At 68.4% G+C, this 23,202-nt stretch carries 26 protein-coding genes; 7 read left to right on the top strand and 19 right to left on the bottom strand.

Annotated features, from left to right (window positions below):
• Nucleotide 1 precedes the first annotated feature (1 nt).
• The 4 genes from IFT87_RS03665 to IFT87_RS03650 form a co-directional block, all read right to left on the bottom strand.
• The gene (locus IFT87_RS03665) at nucleotides 2-673 is read right to left on the bottom strand and encodes a peptidylprolyl isomerase (RefSeq protein ID WP_037530574.1); all 672 of its coding nucleotides are present in this window, start codon (nucleotides 671-673) and stop codon (nucleotides 2-4) included.
• A 167-nt stretch (nucleotides 674-840) separates the two neighbouring features.
• Nucleotides 841-2,037, bottom strand: coding sequence for a thiolase family protein (locus tag IFT87_RS03660; RefSeq protein WP_192007548.1), 1,197 nt, complete (start codon nucleotides 2,035-2,037; stop codon nucleotides 841-843).
• Between the two features lie 39 nt (nucleotides 2,038-2,076).
• The gene (locus IFT87_RS03655) at nucleotides 2,077-2,490 is read right to left on the bottom strand and encodes a DUF4345 domain-containing protein (protein WP_037530576.1); all 414 of its coding nucleotides are present in this window, start codon (nucleotides 2,488-2,490) and stop codon (nucleotides 2,077-2,079) included.
• Entirely contained in the window at nucleotides 2,487-2,963 is a 477-nt protein-coding gene (locus IFT87_RS03650; RefSeq protein ID WP_031440529.1) for a DUF2721 domain-containing protein, read from the bottom strand. Before IFT87_RS03650 ends, IFT87_RS03655 begins: the two co-directional genes overlap by 4 nt.
• A 122-nt stretch (nucleotides 2,964-3,085) precedes the next feature.
• On the opposite strand from IFT87_RS03650, the gene IFT87_RS03645 reads away from it, so the two are divergent.
• The gene (locus IFT87_RS03645; protein WP_192007546.1) at nucleotides 3,086-4,174 is read left to right on the top strand and encodes a GNAT family N-acetyltransferase; all 1,089 of its coding nucleotides are present in this window, start codon (nucleotides 3,086-3,088) and stop codon (nucleotides 4,172-4,174) included.
• On the opposite strand, the gene trmB is transcribed toward IFT87_RS03645, so the two are convergent.
• On the bottom strand, nucleotides 4,171-4,851 hold the full coding sequence (gene trmB, locus IFT87_RS03640; RefSeq protein WP_037530578.1) for a tRNA (guanosine(46)-N7)-methyltransferase TrmB: 681 nt from the start codon (nucleotides 4,849-4,851) through the stop codon (nucleotides 4,171-4,173). The two genes, IFT87_RS03645 and trmB, sit on opposite strands and share 4 nt — an antisense overlap.
• 65 nt (nucleotides 4,852-4,916) lie before the next feature.
• Between trmB and IFT87_RS03635 the strand changes: the two genes are divergently transcribed.
• The 4 genes from IFT87_RS03635 (at nucleotide 4,917) to IFT87_RS03620 (ending at nucleotide 7,953) form a co-directional block, all read left to right on the top strand.
• On the top strand, nucleotides 4,917-5,762 hold the full coding sequence (locus IFT87_RS03635; RefSeq protein WP_192007544.1) for a formate/nitrite transporter family protein: 846 nt from the start codon (nucleotides 4,917-4,919) through the stop codon (nucleotides 5,760-5,762).
• 2 nt (nucleotides 5,763-5,764) lie between these two features.
• A complete protein-coding gene (locus tag IFT87_RS03630) occupies nucleotides 5,765-6,433 on the top strand; it encodes a phosphatase PAP2 family protein (protein ID WP_084215210.1) in 669 nt (222 codons plus the stop codon).
• A gap of 33 nt (nucleotides 6,434-6,466) precedes the next feature.
• On the top strand, nucleotides 6,467-6,751 hold the full coding sequence (locus tag IFT87_RS03625) for a hypothetical protein (RefSeq protein WP_042466252.1): 285 nt from the start codon (nucleotides 6,467-6,469) through the stop codon (nucleotides 6,749-6,751).
• Between the two features lie 89 nt (nucleotides 6,752-6,840).
• Nucleotides 6,841-7,953, top strand: coding sequence for an AI-2E family transporter (locus IFT87_RS03620; RefSeq protein ID WP_107045674.1), 1,113 nt, complete (start codon nucleotides 6,841-6,843; stop codon nucleotides 7,951-7,953).
• 90 nt (nucleotides 7,954-8,043) lie between these two features.
• Here IFT87_RS03620 and metK read toward each other — a convergent pair whose 3' ends face one another.
• Complete coding sequence (gene metK / locus IFT87_RS03615; protein ID WP_192007542.1) at nucleotides 8,044-9,261, bottom strand: methionine adenosyltransferase; 1,218 nt, start codon at nucleotides 9,259-9,261, stop codon at nucleotides 8,044-8,046.
• Between the two features lie 72 nt (nucleotides 9,262-9,333).
• On the bottom strand, nucleotides 9,334-10,902 hold the full coding sequence (gene lnt / locus IFT87_RS03610; RefSeq protein WP_192007541.1) for an apolipoprotein N-acyltransferase: 1,569 nt from the start codon (nucleotides 10,900-10,902) through the stop codon (nucleotides 9,334-9,336).
• Nucleotides 10,903-11,714: 812 nt separating this feature from the next.
• On the opposite strand from lnt, the gene IFT87_RS03605 reads away from it, so the two are divergent.
• On the top strand, nucleotides 11,715-12,134 hold the full coding sequence (locus IFT87_RS03605) for a VOC family protein (protein ID WP_031438939.1): 420 nt from the start codon (nucleotides 11,715-11,717) through the stop codon (nucleotides 12,132-12,134).
• Nucleotides 12,135-12,144: 10 nt separating this feature from the next.
• The gene (locus tag IFT87_RS03600; RefSeq protein WP_031396320.1) at nucleotides 12,145-12,447 is read left to right on the top strand and encodes a polyhydroxyalkanoic acid system family protein; all 303 of its coding nucleotides are present in this window, start codon (nucleotides 12,145-12,147) and stop codon (nucleotides 12,445-12,447) included.
• A 145-nt stretch (nucleotides 12,448-12,592) separates the two neighbouring features.
• Here the strand turns inward: IFT87_RS03600 and IFT87_RS03595 are convergent, their stop codons facing one another.
• The 12 genes from IFT87_RS03595 to IFT87_RS03540 all read right to left on the bottom strand — a co-directional run bounded on the left by IFT87_RS03595 (nucleotide 12,593) and on the right by IFT87_RS03540 (nucleotide 23,188).
• The gene (locus IFT87_RS03595) at nucleotides 12,593-13,918 is read right to left on the bottom strand and encodes a PQQ-dependent sugar dehydrogenase (protein WP_192007540.1); all 1,326 of its coding nucleotides are present in this window, start codon (nucleotides 13,916-13,918) and stop codon (nucleotides 12,593-12,595) included.
• A gap of 212 nt (nucleotides 13,919-14,130) precedes the next feature.
• Nucleotides 14,131-15,030, bottom strand: coding sequence for a hemolysin family protein (locus IFT87_RS03590; RefSeq protein ID WP_031393856.1), 900 nt, complete (start codon nucleotides 15,028-15,030; stop codon nucleotides 14,131-14,133).
• Nucleotides 15,031-15,038: 8 nt separating this feature from the next.
• Nucleotides 15,039-15,548, bottom strand: a complete 510-nt coding sequence (gene ybeY, locus IFT87_RS03585) for an rRNA maturation RNase YbeY (protein ID WP_031438936.1) — start codon at nucleotides 15,546-15,548, stop codon at nucleotides 15,039-15,041.
• Between the two features lie 123 nt (nucleotides 15,549-15,671).
• Nucleotides 15,672-16,676 carry a PhoH family protein gene (locus tag IFT87_RS03580; protein WP_031438935.1) on the bottom strand — a complete coding sequence of 335 codons (1,005 nt, stop codon included), beginning with the start codon at nucleotides 16,674-16,676 and terminating at the stop codon, nucleotides 15,672-15,674.
• Nucleotides 16,677-17,100: 424 nt separating this feature from the next.
• A complete protein-coding gene (miaB, locus tag IFT87_RS03575) occupies nucleotides 17,101-18,420 on the bottom strand; it encodes a tRNA (N6-isopentenyl adenosine(37)-C2)-methylthiotransferase MiaB (RefSeq protein ID WP_031438934.1) in 1,320 nt (439 codons plus the stop codon).
• A 237-nt stretch (nucleotides 18,421-18,657) separates the two neighbouring features.
• A complete protein-coding gene (locus IFT87_RS03570; RefSeq protein WP_342211124.1) occupies nucleotides 18,658-19,182 on the bottom strand; it encodes a lysophospholipid acyltransferase family protein in 525 nt (174 codons plus the stop codon).
• Nucleotides 19,183-19,375: 193 nt separating this feature from the next.
• The gene (locus tag IFT87_RS03565; protein WP_031394622.1) at nucleotides 19,376-19,798 is read right to left on the bottom strand and encodes a Fur family transcriptional regulator; all 423 of its coding nucleotides are present in this window, start codon (nucleotides 19,796-19,798) and stop codon (nucleotides 19,376-19,378) included.
• Nucleotides 19,799-19,873: 75 nt separating this feature from the next.
• Nucleotides 19,874-20,383: a GNAT family N-acetyltransferase gene (locus IFT87_RS03560; protein WP_192007539.1), complete on the bottom strand. Its 510-nt coding sequence runs from the start codon at nucleotides 20,381-20,383 to the stop codon at nucleotides 19,874-19,876.
• On the bottom strand, nucleotides 20,383-21,015 hold the full coding sequence (gene tsaB, locus IFT87_RS03555; RefSeq protein ID WP_192007537.1) for a tRNA (adenosine(37)-N6)-threonylcarbamoyltransferase complex dimerization subunit type 1 TsaB: 633 nt from the start codon (nucleotides 21,013-21,015) through the stop codon (nucleotides 20,383-20,385). Before tsaB ends, IFT87_RS03560 begins: the two co-directional genes overlap by 1 nt.
• 39 nt (nucleotides 21,016-21,054) lie before the next feature.
• On the bottom strand, nucleotides 21,055-21,654 hold the full coding sequence (locus tag IFT87_RS03550; RefSeq protein ID WP_037530711.1) for a malonic semialdehyde reductase: 600 nt from the start codon (nucleotides 21,652-21,654) through the stop codon (nucleotides 21,055-21,057).
• The gene (locus IFT87_RS03545) at nucleotides 21,654-22,226 is read right to left on the bottom strand and encodes a NifU family protein (RefSeq protein ID WP_031396534.1); all 573 of its coding nucleotides are present in this window, start codon (nucleotides 22,224-22,226) and stop codon (nucleotides 21,654-21,656) included. The genes IFT87_RS03550 and IFT87_RS03545 overlap by 1 nt, the downstream gene beginning before the upstream one ends.
• A gap of 83 nt (nucleotides 22,227-22,309) precedes the next feature.
• Nucleotides 22,310-23,188: an aspartyl/asparaginyl beta-hydroxylase domain-containing protein gene (locus tag IFT87_RS03540; protein WP_037530708.1), complete on the bottom strand. Its 879-nt coding sequence runs from the start codon at nucleotides 23,186-23,188 to the stop codon at nucleotides 22,310-22,312.
• Nucleotides 23,189-23,202: the final 14 nt, after the last annotated feature.

Raw genomic sequence — 23,202 nt, 5'->3', positions numbered from 1 at the left:
GTCAGCGCGGCCGTGGCGGGGTGGGGCGCGTCTTCAACAGCCATGGTCGCGGGCCGCTGGTCGGGCGGGGCGTGCCGTCGAGCCGCTTTGCGCTGATCAGCGCGACGCGGTTGAGGATCATCTGGCCCTTGAACGCGTCGAGCCCGCCACCGGTCGGCTTGGCGAGGATGCGGCGGACCGTGTCCATGCCGCCGACGACATGGCCGAACGCCGCATAGCCGAGATAGCCCGGGCGCGCGTCCATCGCGGGGGTCGGGCCGATGGTGATGAAGAAATTGCCGCCCGCCGAGCCGGGCTCGCTGCCGCGCGCCATCGAGATCGTCGCATCAAGATGGCGGATGCCGGTCTGCGTCGTCGTCTCGAGCGGGAAGGCGGGCAGGATGCGCCGCGCGTCGGTGCGGATGCCGCCTTGGATGAAGCCGAACTTCGGCGCCTTCTTGCTGCGCGCGGCGCGGTAGAAATCGGTGCCGTCGAAGCGGCCGTCATCGACATAGGCGAGGAAGTTCGCGCTGGTCTTGGGGGCATGGCGCGTGTCGAGCGCGAGCGTGATCGGGCCTTCCGAGGTGGTGAGGCGGACGCGGACGGTGCCGGGTTTCGCGGGGGTGGGCTTCTGGGGGGCGGCGGTGGCCGGGGCGGCCAGCAGCGCGAGTGCCGGGAGGAAGAGGAAACGCATAGGCGGGGCACGACCTTGTCATTCTGAACAGGGGTGGCCCTGTATACGTCCCGTCATCCTGACGAAAGTCAGGACCCAGGGTAACGGGGTGCGGCGCGTGTGGCTCTGGGTCCTGACTTTCGTCAGGATGACGGGTTGGGGGCGGGGTTACCCAGCCCCCCGTCGCGTCAGACGATCTCGAACAGGCCGGCGGCGCCCATGCCGCCGGCGGTGCACATCGAGACCACCACATAGCGGACGCCGCGCTTGCGGCCCTCGATCAGCGCGTGGCCGACGAGGCGCGAGCCGGTCATGCCGAAGGGGTGGCCGACCGCGATCGCGCCGCCATTGACGTTGTACCGCTCGGGATCGATGCCGAGATGGTCGCGGCAATAGAGGCATTGCGACGCGAACGCCTCGTTCAGCTCCCACAGGCCGATGTCCGCGACGGTCAGCCCGGCGCGGTCGAGCAGCTTGGGGATCGCGAAGACCGGGCCGATGCCCATTTCGGCAGGATTGCAGCCCGCGGACTGGAAGCCGCGATAGATGCCGAGGATCTCCTTGCCCTCGGCCTCCGCGGTCCGGCGGTCCATCAGCAGCTGTGCGGACGCGCCGTCGGACAGCTGGCTGGCATTGCCCGCGGTGACGCTGGTCCCCGGGCTGGAGAAATCGCCGCCCGGCCAGACGGTCTTGAGCCCGGCGAGCGCCTCGGCGGTAGTGCCCGCGCGGATCCCCTCGTCCTGGCTCAGCGTGACGCGCTCGCTGCCGGTGCGCGCGCCCTGCTTGTCGAACAGCGCCTTCTCGACGGTGATCGGGACGATCTCCTCGGCGAACGCGCCGCTCGCGAGGCCGGCGGCGGCGCGCTGCTGGCTCATCGCGGCATAGGCGTCCTGCGCCTCGCGGCTGATGCCGTATTTGCGCGCGACGATCTCGGCGGTCTCGATCATCGGGATATAGGCGGCGGGCTCGCGCGCGGTGACGCTCTGGTTGACGTAGCGCGGCGCGTCCTTGGTCACGGTGTAGCTGATCGATTCCATCCCGCCCGCCAGCGCGACATCGGCCTCGTCGCAGATGATCGTGCGGGCAGCGAGCGCGACCGCGGTCAGTCCCGAGCCGCATTTGCGGTCAAGCGTGACCGCGGGGACCGATTCGGGCAGGCCGCCGGCGAAGAGCGCCATGCGTCCGGCATTGCCGCCCTGCGTCCCCCATTGGTTGCCGACGCCCCAGAACACCTCGTCGATGCGCGCGGGGTCGATCCCGGCGCGCTCGACCGCCGCGTTCATGACGTGTCCGCCGAGCACCGGTGCCTCGGTCGCGTTGAACGCGCCGCGATAGGCTTTGCCGATGGCGGTACGGGCAGTCGAGACGATGGCGGCTTCACGCATGCTTGGACCTTTCGAGGACCGGGTATGGTCAAGCGTCGTCTAGGGATTCGGTCCGGCGTTGGAAAGAGCCCGGCGGGCGAGGCGCGCCTGCCAGAGCATCAGCAGCGGTACGACGAGGATTTCCATGCCGAGCCCCAGCACATGCCCGCGCGACGGCATGCCGACATCGATCAGCGAGACGAGCCGCGCGAAGCCGCCGACCACGATCAGCGCGCCGAGCAGCCGGAAGCGCGGGCCCTTGGTCTCGATATGTGGGATACAGCTGAGGAAGCCGAGCCCGGTCGCGAAGAAGATGCCCGAGATATAGCGGAAATGGCTGTCGAGATCGCGGGGCACGTCGGCGAGGTGGCCGAACGGCGCGGGGCCGTGGACGATCCCCTGACCGCCGACGAGCAGCGGCAGGAGGCAGGCGATCGCGACGACGCCCTGCAGCAGGCGGTGTTCGAGCGTCATGTCAGCTTGTCGAGCAGTTCGGGGTTGTCGAGCAGTTCGGGGCGGATGCGGAAGGCGACCAGCGAGATCCGGACCTCGATCATGAAGCTGGCAAAGGCGGCGATCAGCAGGATCATCGCAAGGATGAACGAGACCGCGACATAGGTCCCGAAGTGCAGCTTGGCGAGTTCGGCGATGAACAGCAGCGCGATGACGATACAGGTCATGATCGCGCTCGACACCGCGAGGAAGAGCGAGGCGTTGATGATCGTCATCCGCCGGTCGAGCAGCCGCAACTCCCAGATATGGCGGATGCGTTCGGGCCCCGCGCTGCTGGGATGGAGCTTTTCGAGCTGGCGGGCGCGGTCGATGACGCGCGAGAGGCGACCGGCGAGCACGTTGAGCAGCTGGCCGATGCCCGCGAGCATGAAGACGGGCGCAAGCGACAGCTGGATCGTCTGCGCGATCGTCGAAACGGCGGGAAGGGGTATCATCCTGATCATCATGCGGAATAACCGCGCCGGAGGGAAGCCAATCCCGCCCCCGCCCTGAAGCCCCGCGGCGCCCGGTGCGATCCTGCACTACCTGGTAAGGGATTGCTGCTAGGGGGCGTGCGATGTCGAAGCCGATGCTCCTGTCCGACCGCGTGCCGGTGCCGCCTAGCGCGCAGGCAAGCGTGGTCGAGGGCCTGAGCATCGCGATCGACGCGGTCGCCGCGCGCGCGGCGCCGAGCCACCGGTTCCTGCGCTATGGCTGGTATGCGGCCGCGCTGAGCGCCTATGGCGGCCGCGCGAAGACGCTGGTGGTCGAGGAGGACGGCGTCGCGGCGATCGCGTTGCCGTTCGTCGCGCTCGGCCCGGCCTGGCTGCGGCTGGCGACGGTGCCGGGCTGCTACTGGCCGTTCCGCAGTTTCGGCATGGCGATGGGGGCAAGCGAGGCAGCACGCGCGGCGGCGCTGCGCGGGCTATCCGCGCAGTGCAACGGCCTGCGGATCGGCCCGGTTCAGGACGGCGATCCGGCGGCGGACGCGCTGATCGCGAGCGCGCGGGCGGCGGGCTGGTGCGCGATCGACCGGCACCTCGGCGACGCCTGGGTGCTCGACCTCGTGCCGAGCGTCGATGGCGAGCGCTGGCCGCGCAACTCGACGCTGCGCAAGAACCGCTTTCACGAAAAGCATCTGGCCGAGCATGGCGCGCTCGACTGGCAGGCGCTGGCGGGGGCGGACTGGCCGGCGCGGTTCGCCGATCTGGGTGCGGTCGAGCAGACGAGCTGGGTCGCCAAGGAGACCGATCGCCGCGACATGAAATTCACGACCGACGGGCATCTCGCCTTCTGGCAGGCGGCGGCGGTCGATCCGGTGCTGGCGGGGATGTTCCGCGCGGCGCTGCTCCGCGTCGACGGCGTGCCCGCCGCCTTCTCGTTCGACATCGACACGGGGGCGCTGATCTACGCGATCGCCAACAGCTACGACCCGCGTTTCGCCAAGCATTCGCCGGGCAAGCTGCTCTACTGGCGCAACCTGGTCGCGGCGATGGCACGCGGCGCGACCAGGGTCGACTGGGGCGCGGGCGACAGCGGCTACAAGCGGGTGATCGGCGCGGCGGAGGGCGCACCGATCCGCGACTGGCTGTTGCTCAGGCCCGGGCTGCCCGCGATTGCGGGTCGCGCGCTGGCCGGCTGGTGGCGGCGCAGCGGCGGGCGCTAGTCGCGGATATAGCGGAAATACCATACCTCATGGCCCTGGCGCCGGGCTTTCCGCTCGTAGCGCGTCTCGGGCCAGTCGTCGGGGCGGGTCAGGAAGTCTTGCGGGGTGCGCGCCTGCCAGGTGAAGTCGCGGCGCTGGTCCATGATCATCATCGACCAGCGGCAATAGGTCGGATCGTCGGTGCCGAGCCGGAATTCGGCACCCGGCTTCAGCTTGGCGGCGATCGTGTCGAGCGGACCGTGATTGACCATCCGCCGCTTGGCGTGGCGCGCCTTGCGCCAGGGATCGGGGTGGAGGAGGTAGAGCCGGTCGAGGCTGGCATCGGGCAGCCGCTCGATCACCTCGAGCGCGTCGCCCATATAGAGCCGCACATTGGTCAGCCCGCCGTCGCGGATATGGCCGAGCGCGCCGACGACGCCGTTGAGGAACGGTTCGCAGCCGATGAAGCCCACATCCGGATTGGCCGCGGCCTGGCCGGCGAGATGTTCGCCCGCGCCGAAGCCGATCTCGACATGCAGCGGACGGTCGTCGCCGAACAGGGTCGCGGCGTCGACGATCCCCGTCTCGGGAACCGACAGACGCGGAAGCATCTCCTCGACGAGCGCGGACTGGCCCTGGCGAAGCTTGTGGCCCTGGCGACGGCCATAGAGGCGGCGAATGGTGGCGGGATCGTTCATCGCCGCGCGCTCTAGCGGTCGATTGCGCGGGAGCAAAGCACGTAGCGGTCCGTTACAAGGCCGTAATGGCCGAAAACAGCACCACCACGTCGGACACCGGGTCCGCACCCGAGGGGCCCGAGCAGGACGTCGAGGACCTGAAGGCGGCGGACGCGGGCGATCTCCACCGCGCGGTGCGCGAGGCGGGCGAGGAGGAACTCGCGCGCCCGGGGGTCTCGCTGTTCTTCTCCGCGCTCGCGGCGGGGCTGGCGATCACCGCGTCGCTGGTCGCCGAGGGTGCGCTCCACGCCGCGCTGCCCGATACGCCGTGGCGCGAGCTGGTCGTGTCGCTCGGCTATCCGGCGGGGTTCCTGGTCGTCATTCTCGGTCGGATGCAATTGTTCACCGAGAGCACGATCAGCGCGATGCTGCCGCTGGTGACCAAGCCGTCGCGCTGGGCGCTGCGGCGGACGTTGCGGCTGTGGGGCATCGTGTTGGGCGCCAACCTGCTTGGCACCGCGCTGACCGCGGCGGCGATCGCGGGCGGTGTGCTCGGCGGGGCGGAGCTGCGCGAAGCGATGATCGCGGTGTCGATGCGGATCACCGAGCTTGGCGCCTGGGCGACGTTCGTCAACGCGATCCCGGCGGGGTTCATGATCGCGATCCTCGCCTGGTCGCTGCCCAATGCGCGCGGCGAGGCGTTCATGGTGATCTTCGCGGTGACCTATGTGGTGGCGATCGGCGGGTTCAGCCATTCGATCGTCGGATCGGACGAGGCGTTCCTGCTGCTGTTCACCGGGCATGTCGATCTGGTCCGGACCTTTGCCGGACTGTTGCTGCCGGCGATCATGGGGAATCTCGTCGGTGGTGCGGGGGTGTTCGCGCTGCTGGCGCATGCGCAGGTGCGCGGCGAAATGCGACAGAAGGACTGATGATGACGGGCAAGAGCAAGAGTGCGGCGGCCAAGATCGCCGAGGCCGACCGCAAGGCGACCTACAAGCTGGCCGAACACCGCGATGCGCCGGTGGTGAAGGCGACCGGCTTTCTCGCCGAGGTTGCCGACCAGCCGCAGCTGATCGCGACGTCGATCGGCACGCTGGTGATCGGGCTGGTCGCGCGGCGGCCCGACCTGATCCGCGGCGGTGCGCGAATGCTCGCCTCGCATCTGGCGGCGACCGCGGCGAAATCGGTGATCAAGCATTCGGTCGACCGGACGCGGCCGGGCCATGCGCTCGACACCGGCAAGGCGCGGTTCGAGACGGGCGACAGCGACGATCACAAGCAGACGTCCTTCCCCTCGGGTCATACCGCAGGCGCGGTCGCGGTCGCGCGTGCGGCGTCGCGCGATATCGACGGTGCGGCGATGCCGTCGGCGCTCGCGACGGTCGCGGTGGCGGCGGCACAGCCGGTCAACGGCAAGCATTATCTGTCCGACCTGGTCGTCGGCGCGGCGGTCGGCTGGATCGCCGAGGCGGCGGTCAGCGCACTGTTCGACCGTGTCGCGCCGGTCGTCGAGCATGTCACTGAAAACACGCAAATATCCGCGGATCACGATCCCGCGACAGTGCCGAACGGGGCCGAGGGAACCGTTCCGCCTGCGTGACGGTTTGGATGGCCTCACAAGAGGGATTTATACATGAAGACCATTGCTACCGCGCTCATGCTCGCAACGCTGACCATTCCGCTCGCAGCCTGTGGCGGCAAGGGTGACGACAAGCTGGGCAGCCAGGTCGAAGGCGCCGCGGAAAACCGCGCCGACGCGCTCGAGGCGGCTGCCGACAATCTCGAGGATCGCGCCGAGGCGGTTCGCGATCAGGGCGAGAAGCAGGGCGAGGCGGTCGACGACGCGGATGTGAACGCTGCCGCGATGTCGAACGAGCAGAAGGCGGCCCTCGTCAACGGCAGCGCCGCACTGCGCTAAGTACAATGATGCCGTCCCCGCCGATTCGGGCGGGGGCGGTATCGTCGGCGGCGCCTGGGGCCGACCGACGATGTTGGGGGGGATGCATGATGATCAACCGGCGCCGGCTCGAAACGGGCGGATTCCTGATATTCCTGGTGGTGATCACGATCGCGCTCGTCGTGGTCGTCTGGTCGTACGCCCTGGCGCTGTTGTGGGCCGCGCTCGCCGCGATCCTGTTCCAGCCGCTGTTCCAGCGCCTGCTGGAGCGGATGCCGACGCGTCGCAACACCGCCGCTGCGCTGACGCTGCTGATCATCCTGTTCGCGGTCGTCGTGCCGAGCATGATCATCGGCGGGATGATCGTCGACCAGGCGGGCACGGTCTATACCCGCATCCAGAATGGCGAGATCAATTTCGCCGCCTATTTCAACCAGGTGCATGATGCGTTGCCGACGCGCCTGCAGACGCTGCTCGACAAGGCCGGGTTCGATTCGATCGAGCGGATCCAGGCGCGACTGTCGCAGACGATGGGCAACAGCGTGCGGACCATCGCCAGCCAGGCGCTGTCGATCGGGCGCAACGCCGCCGCCTTCCTGCTCGCCTTTGGTATCGCGCTGTACGTGATGTTCTTCCTACTGCGCGACGGCGAGACGATCGGGCCGAAGATCTGCGACGCGCTGCCGCTCGAGCGGTCGGTGACCGCCGCGCTGGTCGACAAGTTCGTGTCGGTCGTGCGTGCGACGATCAAGGGCACGGTGATCGTCGCGCTCGTCCAGGGCGGGCTGGGCGCGGCGACCTTCTGGATCGTCGGGCTGCCCGCGGCCCTGCTCTGGGGCCTGCTGATGGCGCTGACCTCGCTGCTGCCCGCGCTCGGGCCGGCGATCGTCTGGGTTCCGGTCGCGGTCTATCTGCTCGCGACCACCGCGATCTGGCAGGGGCTGGTGGTGATCATCTCGGGCGTCGTCGTGATCGGCATGGCGGACAATATCCTGCGACCGATCCTGGTCGGGCGCGACACGGGAATCCCCGATTTCGTCGTGCTGGTCACGACGCTGGGCGGGATCGAGCTGATCGGCCTGAGCGGTATCGTCGTCGGGCCGCTGGTCGCGGCGCTGTTCCTGGCGTCGTGGCAGATCCTGACCGAGCAGCGGCATCGGCAGCGCGCGAGCGCGCCGCTGGTCGGCGACGCGGCGGGGACCGACCGGTCGGCGCCCGGCTGATCGTTTCCGATCCGGCGTAGCGGACATGAAAAAGCCTCCCCCGGACGGTCCGGGGGAGGCTTTTCTGTATCATCTATTCGGCGAAGTGCGTCAGGCGGTTGCGGCCTTCAGCTTGTCGACCAGATCGGTGCGCTCCCAGGTGAAGCTGTCACCCTCGGGCTCGCGGCCGAAATGGCCGTACGCCGCGGTCTTCTTGTAGATCGGCGCGTTGAGCTTGAGGTGCTCGCGGATGCCCTTGGGCGTCAGGCGGACGAGCTTGGGCAGGACCGCCTCGAGCCTGGCCTCTTCTACCGTGCCGGTGCCGTGCGTGTCGACATAGACCGACAGCGGCTCGGCGATGCCGATCGCGTAGCTCAGCTGGATCGTGCAGCGGCGGGCGAGCCCGGCGGCGACGACGTTCTTCGCCAGATAGCGTGCGACGTAAGCGGCCGAGCGATCGACCTTGGTCGGATCCTTGCCCGAGAACGCGCCGCCGCCATGCGGGGCTGCGCCGCCGTACGTGTCGACGATGATCTTGCGGCCGGTGACGCCGGCGTCGCCGTCGGGGCCACCGATCTCGAACGCGCCGGTCGGGTTGATGTAGATCGCGGTCTCGTCCGAGATGAAGCCCGCGGGCAGCACGTCGGTGAACACGCCCATGACATAGTCACGCAGCTCGGCGTACTTGGCCGGATCGGGGTTCTTGCCCTTTTCCGAATAGCCCGGTGCGTGCTGGGTCGAGACGACGAGCGCGGTCGCGCGGACCGGCTTCTCGTTCTCATAGGCGAGCGTCACCTGGCTCTTGGCGTCGGGCTCGAGGAACGGGGCTGCGCCCGAGTGGCGATCGGCGGCCATCCGCTCGAGGATCTTGTGGCTGTAGTAGAGCGTCGCGGGCATCAGGCCGGGCGTCTCGTCGGTCGCATAGCCGAACATGATGCCCTGGTCGCCGGCACCCTCGTCCTTGTTGCCGCTCTCGTCGACGCCCATCGCGATCTCTGCGGACTGGCCGTGGAGGTTGTTCTCGAAACGGAACTCGTTCCAGTGGAAGCCCGACTGCTCGTAGCCGATTTCCTTGACGGTGTTGCGGACGGCGGCCTCGATCTCGTCGAGCACGCCATCGGCCCACTGGTCGTTCTCATAGATGCCCTTGCCGCGGATCTCGCCGGCGAGGACGACGAGCTGCGTGGTCGTCAACGTCTCGCAGGCGATGCGTGCCTCGGGATCCTTGGCGAGGAACAGGTCGACGATCGTGTCGCTGATCTGGTCGGCGACCTTGTCGGGATGGCCTTCGGAGACCGACTCGGAGGTGAAGAAAAAGGACTTGCGCATGAAACCTCTTCGCAAAAGGCCCGGCGGTGGGACACCGCGGAGCATCATATAAGGAAAGCTTTATATGTCCTTCTAGCGTTCGCGGCGGCGCAGGGCAACGGCCAAGGCGATCATCGCCGCCATGACCAGCCCCGCCGCCAGATTGCCGAGCCGCGCAAACAGCGTCACCGGCAGCGCGGGCGGCATCGGCAGCTCGGCCGCGCCCGCGGTTTCATGCGCGACGGTGGCGAGCAGGCGACCGTCCGCGGCGATGATCGCGGAGATGCCGGTCGGGGTCGCGCGGACGATCGGCAGCCCCTCCTCGATCGCGCGCATCCGCGCCTGGGCGAGATGCTGCGGCGGGCCCCAGCTGCCGAACCAGGCGTCGTTCGAGGGGTTGAACAACAGCCGCGGGCGGTGCGCGCGGTCGACCGTCTGGCCTGAGAAGATGATCTCGTAGCAGATCTGGATGCCGATCGACCCGAAGCCCGCGAGCGTCAGGTTGCCCGGCCCCTCGCCCGAGGTAAAGTCGATGTCGCCCGGGACGAGCCGCGCGAGCCCGAGCGGTTTGAGCAGCCACGGCATCGGCAGATATTCGCCGTAGGGGACGAGATGCGCCTTGTCGTAGCGACCGCGCAGCCGCGCCTGTGCGTCGATCGCGAACACCGAATTGGTCGCGCCCGCGATCCGGTCCTCTTGGTCGAACGACAGCGACGTGCCGCCGGTCAGCAATATGTCGTCGGGGCCGAGCAGCCGCGCGATCCGGCGGCGCAGATAGGCCGGGCTCGACCAGTCATAGGCGTAGAAGGGATAGCCATCCTCGAGATAGTCGCGCACCACCCCCTCCGGCCAGACGACGAGGCGGGGGGTGGCGCCGGGCGTGCCCGACAGCTTTTCGAGCGCGGACAGCACGCGTTCGCCGTCCGATTCGCTGCGATCCTCCTGGCCGATATCGGGCTGGACGACGCGGACGCGCGGCGCGTTGGCAGGCGCGGCGGGGGCGTCGGTCCACAGCGCCGACAGCGCGGCGAGCGCGAGCAGGGGCACGACGATCGCGGGCATCGCGACGCGGCGACGGCTGAGCATCCACAGCGATCCCGCCGCGACGATCGTCACGCCCGACAGTGCATAGGTGCCGATCCAGGCGGACAGCCGCGCGATGCCGATCGCGGGCAGCCACATTACCCCCAGCGGATCCCAGGCATAGCCGGTGAACAACACGCTGCGCAGCCACTCGGTCGCGATCCATGCGGCGGCGAAGACGAGGATGAAGGCGGGGTCGGGCGTTGTGGTCGCGCGGCGTCCGAACCGCCAAGCCAGCGCTGCGGCGACCATCGGGAAGATCGCGAGATAGAGTGCGAGCCCGACCGCGGCGAAATAGCCGAGCACCGGCGGCATCGCGTCCTGAAAGTCGAACGCGTGCTGGAACCAGTTGTTGTTGACGGTGAAATGCCCGAGCCCGAACAGCCAGCCGCGCCACAGCGCCTGGCGGAGCGTCGGTGCATCGTGGACGAGCGCGAGCCACGCGGCGACTGCGACGAGCGCGAGCGGCCAGAGATCGAGCGGCGCAAACCCCGTCGCGGCGATCGCGCCGAGCAGGAGGCTGGCGAGCGCGTGGGAGGTGAGGGCGGCGCGGGCGGCGCGGGCGGGAGAGCGGGTCACGCCTGCGCTATGGCGTGGCGGCGGGGGGCGGGCAATATCTGAGGCTGCATCTGGCGTGGCGGCGGGGGGGATGGGGCGTCTGGGTTGGTGGGGTGGGACGCTTTCGTTGGCCTCGGTACCAACCCCTGGGTCTACCCCCACACACGACCACCCCGGCGGAGGCCGGGGTCCAGGTGGGAAGGTCGCAGTGACGGCGCGCTGTCCTGCGTTACCGTCGTCCCCCAATTGGGCCCCGGCCTTCGCCGGGGTGGTGCCATCTCCTTGCGGGCAGCTGGTACTATATCGACAATTAGCATCGTGCAGGCCGCATCCCTTGCACCTCCCCGGCGGAGGCCGGGGTCCAGGTGGGAAGGTCGCAGTGGTGTCGCGCTGTCCTTCGTTACCACCGTCCCCCAACTGGGCCCCGGCCTTCGCCGGGGTGGTGCCATCTCCTTGCGGGCAGCTGGTACTATATCGACAAATAGCATCGTGCAGGCCGCATCCCTTGCACCTCCCCGGCGAAGGCCGGGGCCCAGATGGGGAGGTCGCAGTGGTGTCGCGCTGTCCTGCGTTACCATCGTCCCCCAACTGGGCCCCGGCCTTCGCCGGGGTGGTGGGGAGGAATGGGGGCGGTAGCGACCGGTGGCCGAACCTCGAGCTGTTTCCCCGCGAAGGCGGGGATCCAGACTGGGCTCCCGCCTTCGCGGGAGAACAGGGGCCGCCGCTTATGGGGAGCAGGGGCGCGATACTTCGACAAGAGCAGCGGACGCGCAGCGGGCATCGCATAGCGGGGGCGGGGTGACGGGGGGGATCATCCGCTCTATCCTGCCCGCATGACGCTGCGCCCCTTTCATCTCGCCTTTCCCGTCCATGACCTCGCCGCCGCGCGGGCCTTTTACGGGGGGACGCTCGGCTGTCCCGAGGGGCGGTCGAGCGATCACTGGATCGACTTCGACCTGTTCGGGCATCAGATCGTCGCGCATCTCGATCCGGCGGCGAAGGCGGTCGCGGTCGAGAATGCGGTCGACGGGCATCAGGTGCCGGTGCCGCATTTCGGCGTGGTGCTGACGATGGACGACTGGACCAGCCTGTCCGAGCGGGTCGCGGCGGCGGGGGTCCGCTTCGGGATCGCGCCGCATGTCCGCTTCAAGGGCGAAGTCGGCGAGCAGGCGACGATGTTCTTTTGCGACCCCAGCGGCAACGCGCTCGAGTTCAAGGCGTTCGCACAGGACGCGATGCTGTTCGCACACTGAGGATCAAAGAATGTCCAATCCCATTTCGGTCGATATCCCCCACAAGCTCGGCAAGGCGGGGGTGCGCTCGCGGCTCGACAGCGGCATCGACACGATCGGGTCGAAGATCCCCGGCGGATCGGTGACCGATCGCCGCTGGGAAGGCGATACGCTGCACTTCACCGTCAGCGCGATGGGGCAGGTGATCGGCAGCAAGGTCACGGTGTTCGAGGACAATGTCCATGCGATCGTCGACCTGCCCGGGCTGCTCGGGCTGTTCGCGGGCAAGGTGCAGGACATGATCCGCAAGGAAGGGCCGAAGCTGCTGCGGTGAGGGTTTGTGCGGCCTGATACGGCCATGCCCGTCATCCTGACGAAGGTCAGGATCCAGGGTCACGCGGGGTGTCGTGTGTTACTCTGGATCCTGACTTTCGTCAGGATGACGGGGGAGGGGGAGGCGTTCTCGCGCCTCCCCGCAGTTACTTCGTGCTGACGCGCCAGATCGTGTTGCCGACATCGTCGGCGACCAGCAGCGCGCCGCTCTTGTCGGTGATGACGCCGACCGGGCGGCCCTGTGCTTCGCCATCCTTGTTGAGGAAGCCGCCGAGCACGTCGACGGGCTTCGCGTTCGCCGCCGGGAAGCCGGTGTCGCCGAACGGGATGTAGACGACCTTGTAGCCCGAGAGCGGCTTGCGGTTCCACGAGCCGTGCTCGCCGACGAATACGCCGTTGGTGAAGCGGTCGCCGAGCTTCGCGTCGCCCGCGAAGGTCAGGCCGAGGGCGGCGACATGCGGTCCGAGTGCATAGTCGGGACGCTTGGCATATTGCTGGAGCGCGGGGTTCTTCGGCTCGACCCGATCGTCGGGATAGCCGCCCCAATAATACCAGGGCCAGCCGAAGTGATCGCCGAACTCGACCTGGGTCAGATAGTCGGGCGCGAGGTCCGAGCCGAGCATGTCGCGTTCGTTGACGACGGTCCAGAGCTGGCCCGACTTGGGGTTGATCGCCATGCCGTTGGGGTTGCGCAGACCGGCGGCATAGATCCGCCAGTTCTTGTCCTTCGGCCAGACCTGCAGGATGTTGGCGCGGTATTTCTCCGCGTCCATACCGTTTTCGGCGATGTTCGACGCCGAGCCGACGCCGACATAGAGCGTCTTGCCGTCGGGGGCGGCGATCACGTTGCGCGCCCAGTGATTGCCACCGCCGTTGAGCGGAATGACACGCTCGGGCTTGGCAGTGATCCGGGTCGCGCCCTCGGTATAGGGCACGCGGACCAGCGCGTCGGTGTTGCCGATATAGAGCTGGCCATCCATCAGCGTCATGCCGAAGGGCGAGTTGAGCCCGGTCATGAAGGCCGAGCGCGTCTCCGCCACGCCGTCGCCGTCCGCGTCGCGCAGCAGCGTGATGCGGTTGGCCGATGGCACGCCCGCACCCGCGCGGCCCATCAGGAAGTTCATCACCGTCGTGACGATGCCGGGACCTTTACGCGGTGGCGAGTTGGTCTCGGCGACCAGCACGTCGCCATTGGGCAGGCGGTAGAGCCAGCGCGGATGATCGAGCCCGGCCGCGAACGGCTGGACCTTCATCCCCGCCGCCGCGGTCGGCATCGCGCCCTTGGGCCAGCCGACCGCCTTGGCGACGCCGATCGTCGGCAGCATCTGGATCCGCGGCGCGGTGATGTCGGGCCGCTTGCCGGTGACCTGGTTGACGTCGAGCCGGGCGGTATCGGGCCAGGCGAGCCAGGTGAACCCGGCGATCCCGACCAGGATGATCAGCCCGAGCACGATGAGGATGTGTTTGCGCATGCAGGAGAGTTAGGCGGGAGTGCGGGCGGGGGCAATGGCGTGATTGCGGTTGGCGGTGGAGCGCAATGCTTCGTCATTCCCGCGGAGGCGGGAATCCAGAGGGGCAGGGTCTGCGTGCTGTCGGAAGGTCAGCCGGTATGGGTTCCCGCCTTCGCGGGAATGACGTGCGGGGGGGGGCGGGGCGTGTCGGCCGACGCACCGCCCCCTTCGTGTCAGTCGTCGTCCTCTACCAGCACGACCGGGGGGTGGAGGCGGAGGCGGTTGACGCGGCGTTCGTCGGCTTCGGTGACTTCGAGCTTCCAGCCGCTCGGATGATCGACGCACTCGCCGATCTGCGGGACATGGCCTGCGAGCAAGGCGGCGAGGCCACCCAGCGTGTCGATATCGCCATCGACCTCGGCGAGCCGCGGGTCGATCAGTTCGGCGGCATCCTCTAGCTCGGCGCGCGCGTCGACGTCCCAGGCGCCGCCGTCGATCGGGGTCATCAGCACCTGCGGCGCGTCGTCATGCTCGTCCTCGATATCGCCGACGATCTCCTCGATCAGGTCCTCGAAGGTGACGAGCCCCTCGGTGCCCGAATATTCGTCGAGCACGATCGTCAGATGGACGTGCTTCTGCCGCATGTCGGCGAGCAGATCGAGCGCGCCGCGCGACATCGGCGCGTAGAGCGGCTCGCGGATCAGCCCGGCGAGCGTCGTCGGATGCTCGGCGCCGGTCGCGAGGATCGTGAAGACGTCCTTGATATGGACCATACCGATGATCGTATCGAGATTGTCGCGATAGACCGGCAGGCGGCTGTGGCCGGCCTCGGCGAACAGCTTGACGAGGTCGGCGAACGACGTCTCCTCCTCGACCGCGATGATGTCGGCGCGCGGCACGCCGACATCGCCTGCGTCCCGCTCGCTGAAATGCAGCAGGTTGCGGACCATCTGGCGTTCGAGCGGGGTGAGATCGCCCTTGGCATCGGGGGCGGGATCGCCCTCGTGCCGGTCGATCGCATCCTCGAGCTGATCGCGCAGCGATTCGTCGGGGGCACCGAAGATCAGGCCTTTCAGCCCGCGCCAGATACTGTCGGTACTATCGCCGTTTCCGGCATTGGGGCCATCGGCCATCGTGGTCGTCAGTCCTCTGTGATGAGATAGGGATCGTGGAGCCCGAGCGCGGCGAGCGCGTCGCGTTCGATCTGCTCCATACCCTCCGCCTCGTCGTCGTCCATATGATCATAGCCTAGCAGATGCAGCGTGCCGTGCACCATCAGATGCATCGCATGATCCTCGACCGAGATGCCGCGCTCCGCGGCTTCCGCGACGCAGACGCCGTGCGCGAGGATGATGTCGCCGAGCAGCACCTCGCCATCGTCCGAATTCTGCGCGATCGTCTCGAGCAGATCGGCCTGTACCATCGGGAAGGACAGGACGTTGGTCGGCTTGTCCTTCTGGCGATACTGTTTGTTGAGCGTGTGGACCTCGTCGTCGGACGCGAGCCGGAACGAGATCTCGACCGTGGCGGCGCCGGTCAGCAGCTGGCCGTGCGGCGTGCGTTCGATCGCCGCGGTCGCGGCGCGCTTAGCGAGGCCGTCCCAGTCCTGGTCGGGCCAGGGAGCCTCCGAAGAGAGCGCGATTTCGAGCATGCGGGTCCTTCCGGCGGAAACGTCAGGACGAAATCATTACACAGGTGGCAAAGTTCCGCACCCCTTGTGGTATGCGGACGGCCCGGCGGCTATCCCGGCATGTCCGGAATAGCCGCGCAGGGATCAGGCGTCGCTGCCTTCATAGGCTTCGACGACGCGGCCGACGATCGGGTGGCGGACGACGTCGCCGACGGTGAAGCGGCACATCGAGATGCTATCGACCCCCTCCAGACGGCGGACCGCATCGGCCAGACCCGAGGCGGCGACGCCGCCGGGGATGTCGACCTGCTTGGGATCGCCGCAGATCACCATCCGGCTGTTCTGGCCGAAGCGGGTGAGGAACATCTTCATCTGCGCCGGCGTGGTATTCTGCGCCTCGTCGAGGATCACGAACGCGTCGGCCAGCGTGCGGCCGCGCATGAAGGCGATTGGTGCGACCTCGATCTCGCCGCTCGCGATGCGGCGTTCGACCTGCTCGGCGGGGAGGCAGTCGTAGAGCGCATCGTACAAGGGACGGAGATAGGGATCGACCTTCTCCTTCATGTCGCCGGGGAGGAAGCCCAGCCGCTCGCCCGCCTCGACCGCGGGGCGCGACAGGATCAGCCGCTGGACGCTGCCGGTGATGAGCTGCTGGACCGCCTGTGCGACCGCGACATAGGTCTTGCCGGTGCCTGCCGGCCCGAGCGCGAAGATCATGTCGTTGCTGGTCAGCTCGCGCATGTAGTGCGCCTGTGCCGGCGTGCGCGGGACGATCGTCTTCTTGCGCGTGCGGATCATGATCGGGGGGGCAGCGCCGCCGCCGGCATCGGCGCGGATGATGCCTTCAAGCACGGGTTCGTCGGCCATCGCGATCGACGCGTCGACGAGGCCGGTGTCGACATCCTCGCCGCGCTGGATCCGGGCATAGAGATCGTGGAGCACGTCGCGCGCCTTGGCGACCTGTTCCGCGGTGCCCTCCAGACCAATCTTGTTGCCGCGCGCGGTGATGTACACACCGAGGCGGTTTTCGAGCGCTACCAGATTCTGGTCGTACTGGCCGAAGAGCCGGACGAGGAGTTGGGGCTTGTCGAACAGCAGCTCGACTCGGGCGCGGTCACCGGACTGGGCGGGAACGGGTTTACGGCTCATGCGGTCCTTTCGGGGGCAGACGTGTCGGATCGGTGATCGGGTATGGTCGGGCCGGCACGCATCACGCCTGGGATGGCGTTCGACCAGAGATGAGCATGGGAGCCCGCGCGTTCAAGCGGCGCCGGGGCGCCTGGCTGGCGATGATTCGAGTCGCGTGGGCGAAGCTGCATCGAGGGGGAGTGTGGCAGGGGATTCGGGCGGGGGACAGCGGTAGTTTTGGTGTTGCGTGCGAAGGCTGGGGGGCGTTGCCTGAAAACCTCAGCGGGTGGGGCGATGTGGCGGATGCCATTGACCGCTATACCACCCCGGCGGAGGCCGGGGCCCAGTTGGAAAGGTCGATGTAACGGAGGATCGTCCGTCGTTATGCCCGTCCCCCAACTGGGCCCCGGCCTTCGCCGGGGTGGTGGTAAAAGGTGGGGCGGTTTCAGGCGGCCTGCGCGATGCGTTCCACGCCGGTCAGCGAATTGGGGCCGGCCGCCGCGAGCGTTACCTCGACCAGGTCGCCGATCGCATGGTCGCCGATCAGGTGGACCGACTGCAGCCAGGGGGACTTGCCGATCAGCTGGCCGGGGAGCTTGCCGGGGCGCTCGAGCAGCACGGTGCAGGTCCGGCCGACGGTGGCGGCGTTGAACGCGTGCTGGTCGCGGTTTAGCGCGGCCTGGAGGCGCTGGAGACGCTCGTCCATCACCGTCTCGGGCACTTGTTCGGTAATCGCGGCGGCGGGGGTGCCGGGGCGCGGGCTGTATTTGAAACTGTAGGCCTGCGCATAGCCGACCGCGTCGACGAGGCTCAGCGTGTCCTCGAACTCGGCATCGGTCTCGCCGGGGAAGCCGACGATGAAGTCGCCCGACAGCGCGATGTCGGGGCGCACCGCGCGGACCCGGTCGAGCAGGCGGAGATAGGAATCGCGGGTGTGGCTGCGGTTCATCGCCTTCAGCACGCGGTCGCTGCCCGCCTGGACGGGAAGGTGGAGGAACGGCATCAGGCTCTCGACGTCGCGGTGCGCGTCGATCAGGCCCTGTGTCATGTCGTTGGGGTGGCTGGTCGTGTAGCGGATCCGCGCGAGGCCGGGGATGCGGTCGAGGTCGCGGATCAGGTCGTGGAGGCCGCGCTCGTTCTCGGACCAGGCGTTGACGTTCTGGCCGAGCAGCGTGATCTCGCGCGCACCGGCGTCAACCAGCGCCTTCGCCTCGTCGACGATCGCCGCGAACGGCCGGCTGATCTCGGCGCCGCGGGTGTAGGGGACGACGCAATAGGTGCAGAACTTGTCGCAGCCTTCCTGCACGGTCAGGAAGGCCGAGGGCGCGACCTTGCGGCGCGTCGGGAGCGCGCCGAACTTCGACAGCAGCGGCATGTCGGTGTCGAGCGACGGCGTGCCCGCCGCGGCTTTTGCGACGAGGTCGGGGAGGTTGTGATAGGCCTGCGGGCCGACGACGACGTCGACCTTGGCGCGGGTGAAGATCTCCTGCCCCTCGGCCTGCGCGACGCAGCCGGCGACCGCGATCATCGGCGTCTTGCCGTTCTTGCGCAGCTGGTCCTTGCGCAGCCGGCCGATGTCCGAATAGACTTTTTCGGTCGCGCGCTCGCGGATGTGGCAGGTGTTGAGCACGACGATGTCGGCATCGACCGCATCGGCCTGGGTCAGCCCGTCGGCGGCCATCAGTTCGGCCATGCGCTCGCCGTCATAGACGTTCATCTGGCAGCCGAACGACTTGACGTGATAGGTCTTGGGTTTCGAGGTCATGCGCGCGCCGTACCAAATTTGTGTGCGTGGGGGGAGGGGCGTCTTCGGGGGCCGGTATCCGAGGGTGCCACGACATCAACTATGTGCACCTCCCCGGCGGAGGCCGGGGTCCAGTTGGGGGGCGTTGCTGACTTAGGGCAACGCCTCGTTACTCCGGCCTTGCCAACTGGGCCCCGGCCTTCGCCGGGGTGGTGTTGGGGGCGGGGTGAGGGCAACGCGCTCCCCCTTACAGAATAGTCAGAGGGCTTCGATACGGCGGCGGGCTTCGGTGGCGATGGCCTTGCGGTTGCCGAAATCGGCGGGGGCGAACGGCTCAGCGAAGTGCAAGGTCGCGACGAAGCTGCCGCGGCGTTTCAGGACGCGGGCGGCGTGGTGCTGGCCGGGTTCGTCGCCGACCCAGGCGAGCTCGTGCGTGGCGGGGCCATAGTCGATGCGGACCGGCTGGACGCGGACGCCCGGCGGGGGCGGGTCGAGCGCGGCGAGCAGCGCGGCCTTGAAGGGGAGGAGCGTGACGCCGTCGCCGGTCGTGCCCTCAGGGAACAGCGCAACGGGCCAGTCGCGCGCGAGCGTGTCGCGGAGCTGCGCGATCTGCGCGGTCACCGCCATGCGATCGGCGCGGCTGACGAAGATGGTGGCGTTCAGCGTGCAGAGCCAGCCGACCAGCGGCGCCCGGCGAAGCTCGGCCTTGGCGATGAAGGCGGTGCCGGTCGCGCCCGACAGCAGCAGGATGTCGATCCAGCTGAGATGATTGGCGACGAACACGACGTCATGCAGCAGCGGCGTGCCGACGATCCGTCGCCGTGCGCCGACGATCCGGCCGACCAGCCCGAGAAAGCGCGGCGGCCAGGGCGATCGCCGGCCGAACAGCCGCCACAGCCCGTGGACCGGCAGCGCGAGCAGCAGCGCGATCAGCAGCGCCGCGAGCCGCGCGACGAGACGCAGGCGCCCGATCGGATCAGTCCTTGCGGGTCAGCGCGACGCCGTAGAGTTCCATGCGGTGGTCGACGAGCCGGAAGCCGAGCTTCTCGGCGATCGCCTTCTGCAGCTGTTCGAGCTCGGGATCGACGAATTCGATCACCTTGCCGCTCTCGACGTCGATCAGATGGTCGTGATGCGCCTCGGGTGCGGGTTCGTAGCGCGCGCGCCCGTCGCCGAAATCATGGCGGTCGAGGATGCCCGCCTCCTCGAACAGCCGCACGGTGCGATAGACGGTCGCGATCGAGATGCCGGGGTCGATCGCCGAGGCGCGCTCATAGACCTTTTCGACATCGGGATGATCATCCGCTTCCGACAGGACGCGCGCGATGACGCGGCGCTGCTCGGTAATGCGCAGGCCCTTCTCGTTGCAGAGGGCTTCCAGATCGATCTTGCGCGGCATGTGTCATTCCCTTGGTAAACCTCCATGTAGGCGGTTAACGCTGTTGCGAAAAGGGATAGTGACTCGCAATAAGCCTCAGTGGCCGAGCGCGCGCGAATAGGTGTGCGCGTCATGCGCCACCCCCGACCGGCCGCGATAATAGGCGCGGCGTTCGCCGACCTTGGCGAAACCGTGCGCGGTGTAGAGTTCGACCGCCTCATTGCCCGCGCGCACCTCGAGATGCAGCGTGGCGACGTTGGCGGCGATGCAGTCGGCGATCACCGCGCCGACCAGCGCGGTGCCGATGCCGCGGCGGCGCGCATCGGTCGCGACCGCGATCAGCAGCAGCTCCGCCTCGTCGAGCACCGTCCGCGTCATCGCGAAGCCCGCGGGCCGATCATCGACAAAGGCGAGGACGAGCTGGATGCCGGGCAGCGCGAGCACGCCGAGGCACTGGGTCCGCGTCCACGCCTCGCCATACGCTGGGTCGAACGCGTCGCCCATCAGCGCGTCGACGATGGCGAGGTCCCGCGCGTCGCCCGCGCGCAGCACGACCGCGGATGCCGCGTCTTCGTCGGAGGGCGGGGGCACGGCGCGGGTCGCCATCAGCGCGGCACCGCCGGATGGACCGCGGCGGGCTTCGCATCGGGCGCGCGGCCATAGATCGGGACGGGCGGCAGCGCGGTGAGTGTCTCGGGCAACAGGATCGCGGCGCCCGCATCGGGCAGCGCCTCGGTCAGGTCGAGATCATCGGCGAGCGCGGCGAGCCACCGCACGCCATTGCCGACCGCGCGCCGTCCCGCCAGCGCCGCGAGCGCCGCGTCGGGCTTCAGCGACACCATGTCGGTGCGCGGCGACAGATCGGCGGCAAAGCACTGCATGAAGACCTCGCCATGCCCGCCCTCTAAAACTACTGCAATATCATCGGTTAAGCGATCATCGAATCCCGCCGCGGCGACCAAAGGCAGCGACGAGAAGCCGGTGACCGTCGCCGACCAGCCGAGTGCCAGCCCGCGCGCGGCGGCGATGCCGACACGGACGCCGGTGAAGCTGCCGGGGCCGACATCGACGAGGATGCGGTCGGCGCGGCCGCCGCCGGGCAGCGCGGCGATCATCGGCACGAGCCGTTCGGCATGGCCGCGCCCGACGACGTCATGCGTCCGCGCGACGATCACGCCGTCATCGGCGAGCGCGACCGAACAGGCGGCGGTGGACGTCTCTATGATCAGCGTACGCATATCGGTAATCCCTCTCCCCTCCGGGAAGAGGGCGTCATGTCAGGCGATGCTGTTGAACTTCGCGAAGTCGGGGCGTGGCGACCTGGCGAAGATCGTCGCGGGATCGCCATAGCCGAGCGTCGCGATGAAGTTGGTATGGACCGCGGGCGTGTCGGCGAAGAAGGCCGCATCGACCTTGTCCGCGTCGAACCCCGACATCGGCCCGGTATCCAGCCCGAGCATCCGCGCGGCGATGATGAAATAGGCACCCTGCAGCGTCGAATTGCGGAAGGCCGATGCCGCGCGCAGTTCGGCGCTGCCCGTGAACCAGGATTTCGCATCGGCGTGCGGAAACAGTTCGGGCAGATGCTCGTGGAATTCGGTGTCCATGCCGATGATCACCGAGACGGGCGCGTTCAGGATCTTGGGCTGGTTCTGCGCGCTGCACGCGTCGGCAAGCTTCTGCTTTGATTCGTCGCTGACGCACCAGACCAGCCGCGCGGGCAGCTGGTTGGCGGACGTCGGGCCCCATTTCATCAGATCCCAGATCGCGTGCAGATCGGCCTTCGCGACCGGGCGGTCGGTATAGCCGTTATAGCTGCGCGCCTCGCGGAAGATCGCGTCGAGCACGACGTCGGGCTGGGGACCGCGCAGGGTCATCAGACGGCGCGCACTTCGGTGACTTCGGGGACGTAATATTTCAGCAGCTGCTCGATGCCGTTCTTGAGCGTCGCGCTCGACGAGGGGCAGCCGGCGCACGCGCCCTGGAGCTGGAGGAACACCTTGCCCTTGTCGAAGCCGCGATAGACGATGTCGCCGCCGTCATTGGCGACCGCCGGGCGGACGCGCGTCTCGATCAGGTCGCGGATCTGCGCGACGATATCGGCATCGGCCGGGTCGTCGGTCAGCACGGTATCGTCGGACGGCACCGAAAAGCCTGCGCTCGCGGGGCGGAACAGCGGCATCGCGGCGGAGAAGTGATCGAGCATGATTGCCAGCACGTCGGGCTTCAGGTCCGACCAGGCGACGCCGGGGGCGGCGGTCACCGAGACGAAGTCGCGCCCGAAGAACACGCCGGTCACGTCGCCGAGCCGGAAGATCGCATCGGCGAGCGAACTCGCCTCGGCCTCCTCGGGGGTGGCGAAGTCGCGGGTGCCGGACTCCATGACGGTGCGTCCCGGCAGGAACTTCAACGTCGCGGGGTTCGGGGTGGATTCCGTTTCGATCAGCATGGGGTGCATGTGGCGACGGGGGGCGGAGGGATCAAGCAAACTCTTCTTTGGCACCGGCATAGCGTTTGCGAGGCCGGATGCCGTCAGACGTCGAGCTGTTTCACCGCGGCGTTCCAGTCGCCGATGTTGCGGACCGCGTCCTGGACGAAGGCGGAGCGGCGGACGACGTTCAGGAAGGCGTCGGCGATCCACTTGCCCGGATTGCGCAGCGGCCGCTCGAACTGGATGAGCAGGACGACGCGCGTGCCGCTCGTGTCGTTCCAGACCGCGTGGTTGTAGGTGTCGTCGAACACCAGCGTCTCGCCCTCCGACCAGCGCACGGTGCGGTCGTGGACGCGCATCCGGACGTCGCCGTCGCGCGGCACGATCAGGCCGAGGTGACAGGTGATCAGCCCCTTGGTCACGCCGCGATGCTCGGGGATGTGCGTGCCCGGCGCGAGGATCGAGAAGAAGGCGCTATTGAGCCCCGGGATCTGCGCGACGAGATCGCGCGTCCGCGGGCAGCGCACCAGATTCTCGTCGATCGGATAGCCATAGCCCCAGAGGAAGAACGAGCGCCACTTGTCGATCTCGGCGATCGCGCGGTGATCGGGCGAGATCGTCGCGAGGCTGGGCGAGGCCTCGCCGCGCAGCGCGACCGCGACCGCCTCGTCACGGATGTCGCGCCAATGCTCGCGCAGCAACTGCGTCCAGGCGAAGTCGCGGACGTCGAGCACCGGGTCGTTCGAGACGAGCGACGAGCTCGCGATCAGCCGGTCGAACACGCCGCGCAGATGCTTGCCGACGCGGATGATCAGCGGCCGGCCGGGTTCCGCCGCGAGCGGCGCGCCGGGCTGGGGCGCGCCCGAAATGACGGTCAGATCGGGGGTGCGGTGGGGGGTGCTGCGGGGATCACGACCAGAATTTCGCCACATTGCCGGACCCGTCGCGGTCCCGGTCTTCGCCCTGACTTCGGCTTGCATTCGCACTCCACTCT

The sequence above is a fragment of the Sphingomonas sp. CFBP 8765 genome, from assembly GCF_014841445.1.
In the GTDB taxonomy this organism is placed as follows: Bacteria; Pseudomonadota; Alphaproteobacteria; order Sphingomonadales; family Sphingomonadaceae; genus Sphingomonas; species Sphingomonas aerolata.
Note: the sequence above shows the minus strand (reverse complement) of the source record. Positions and strands in the feature narration are given on the sequence as shown.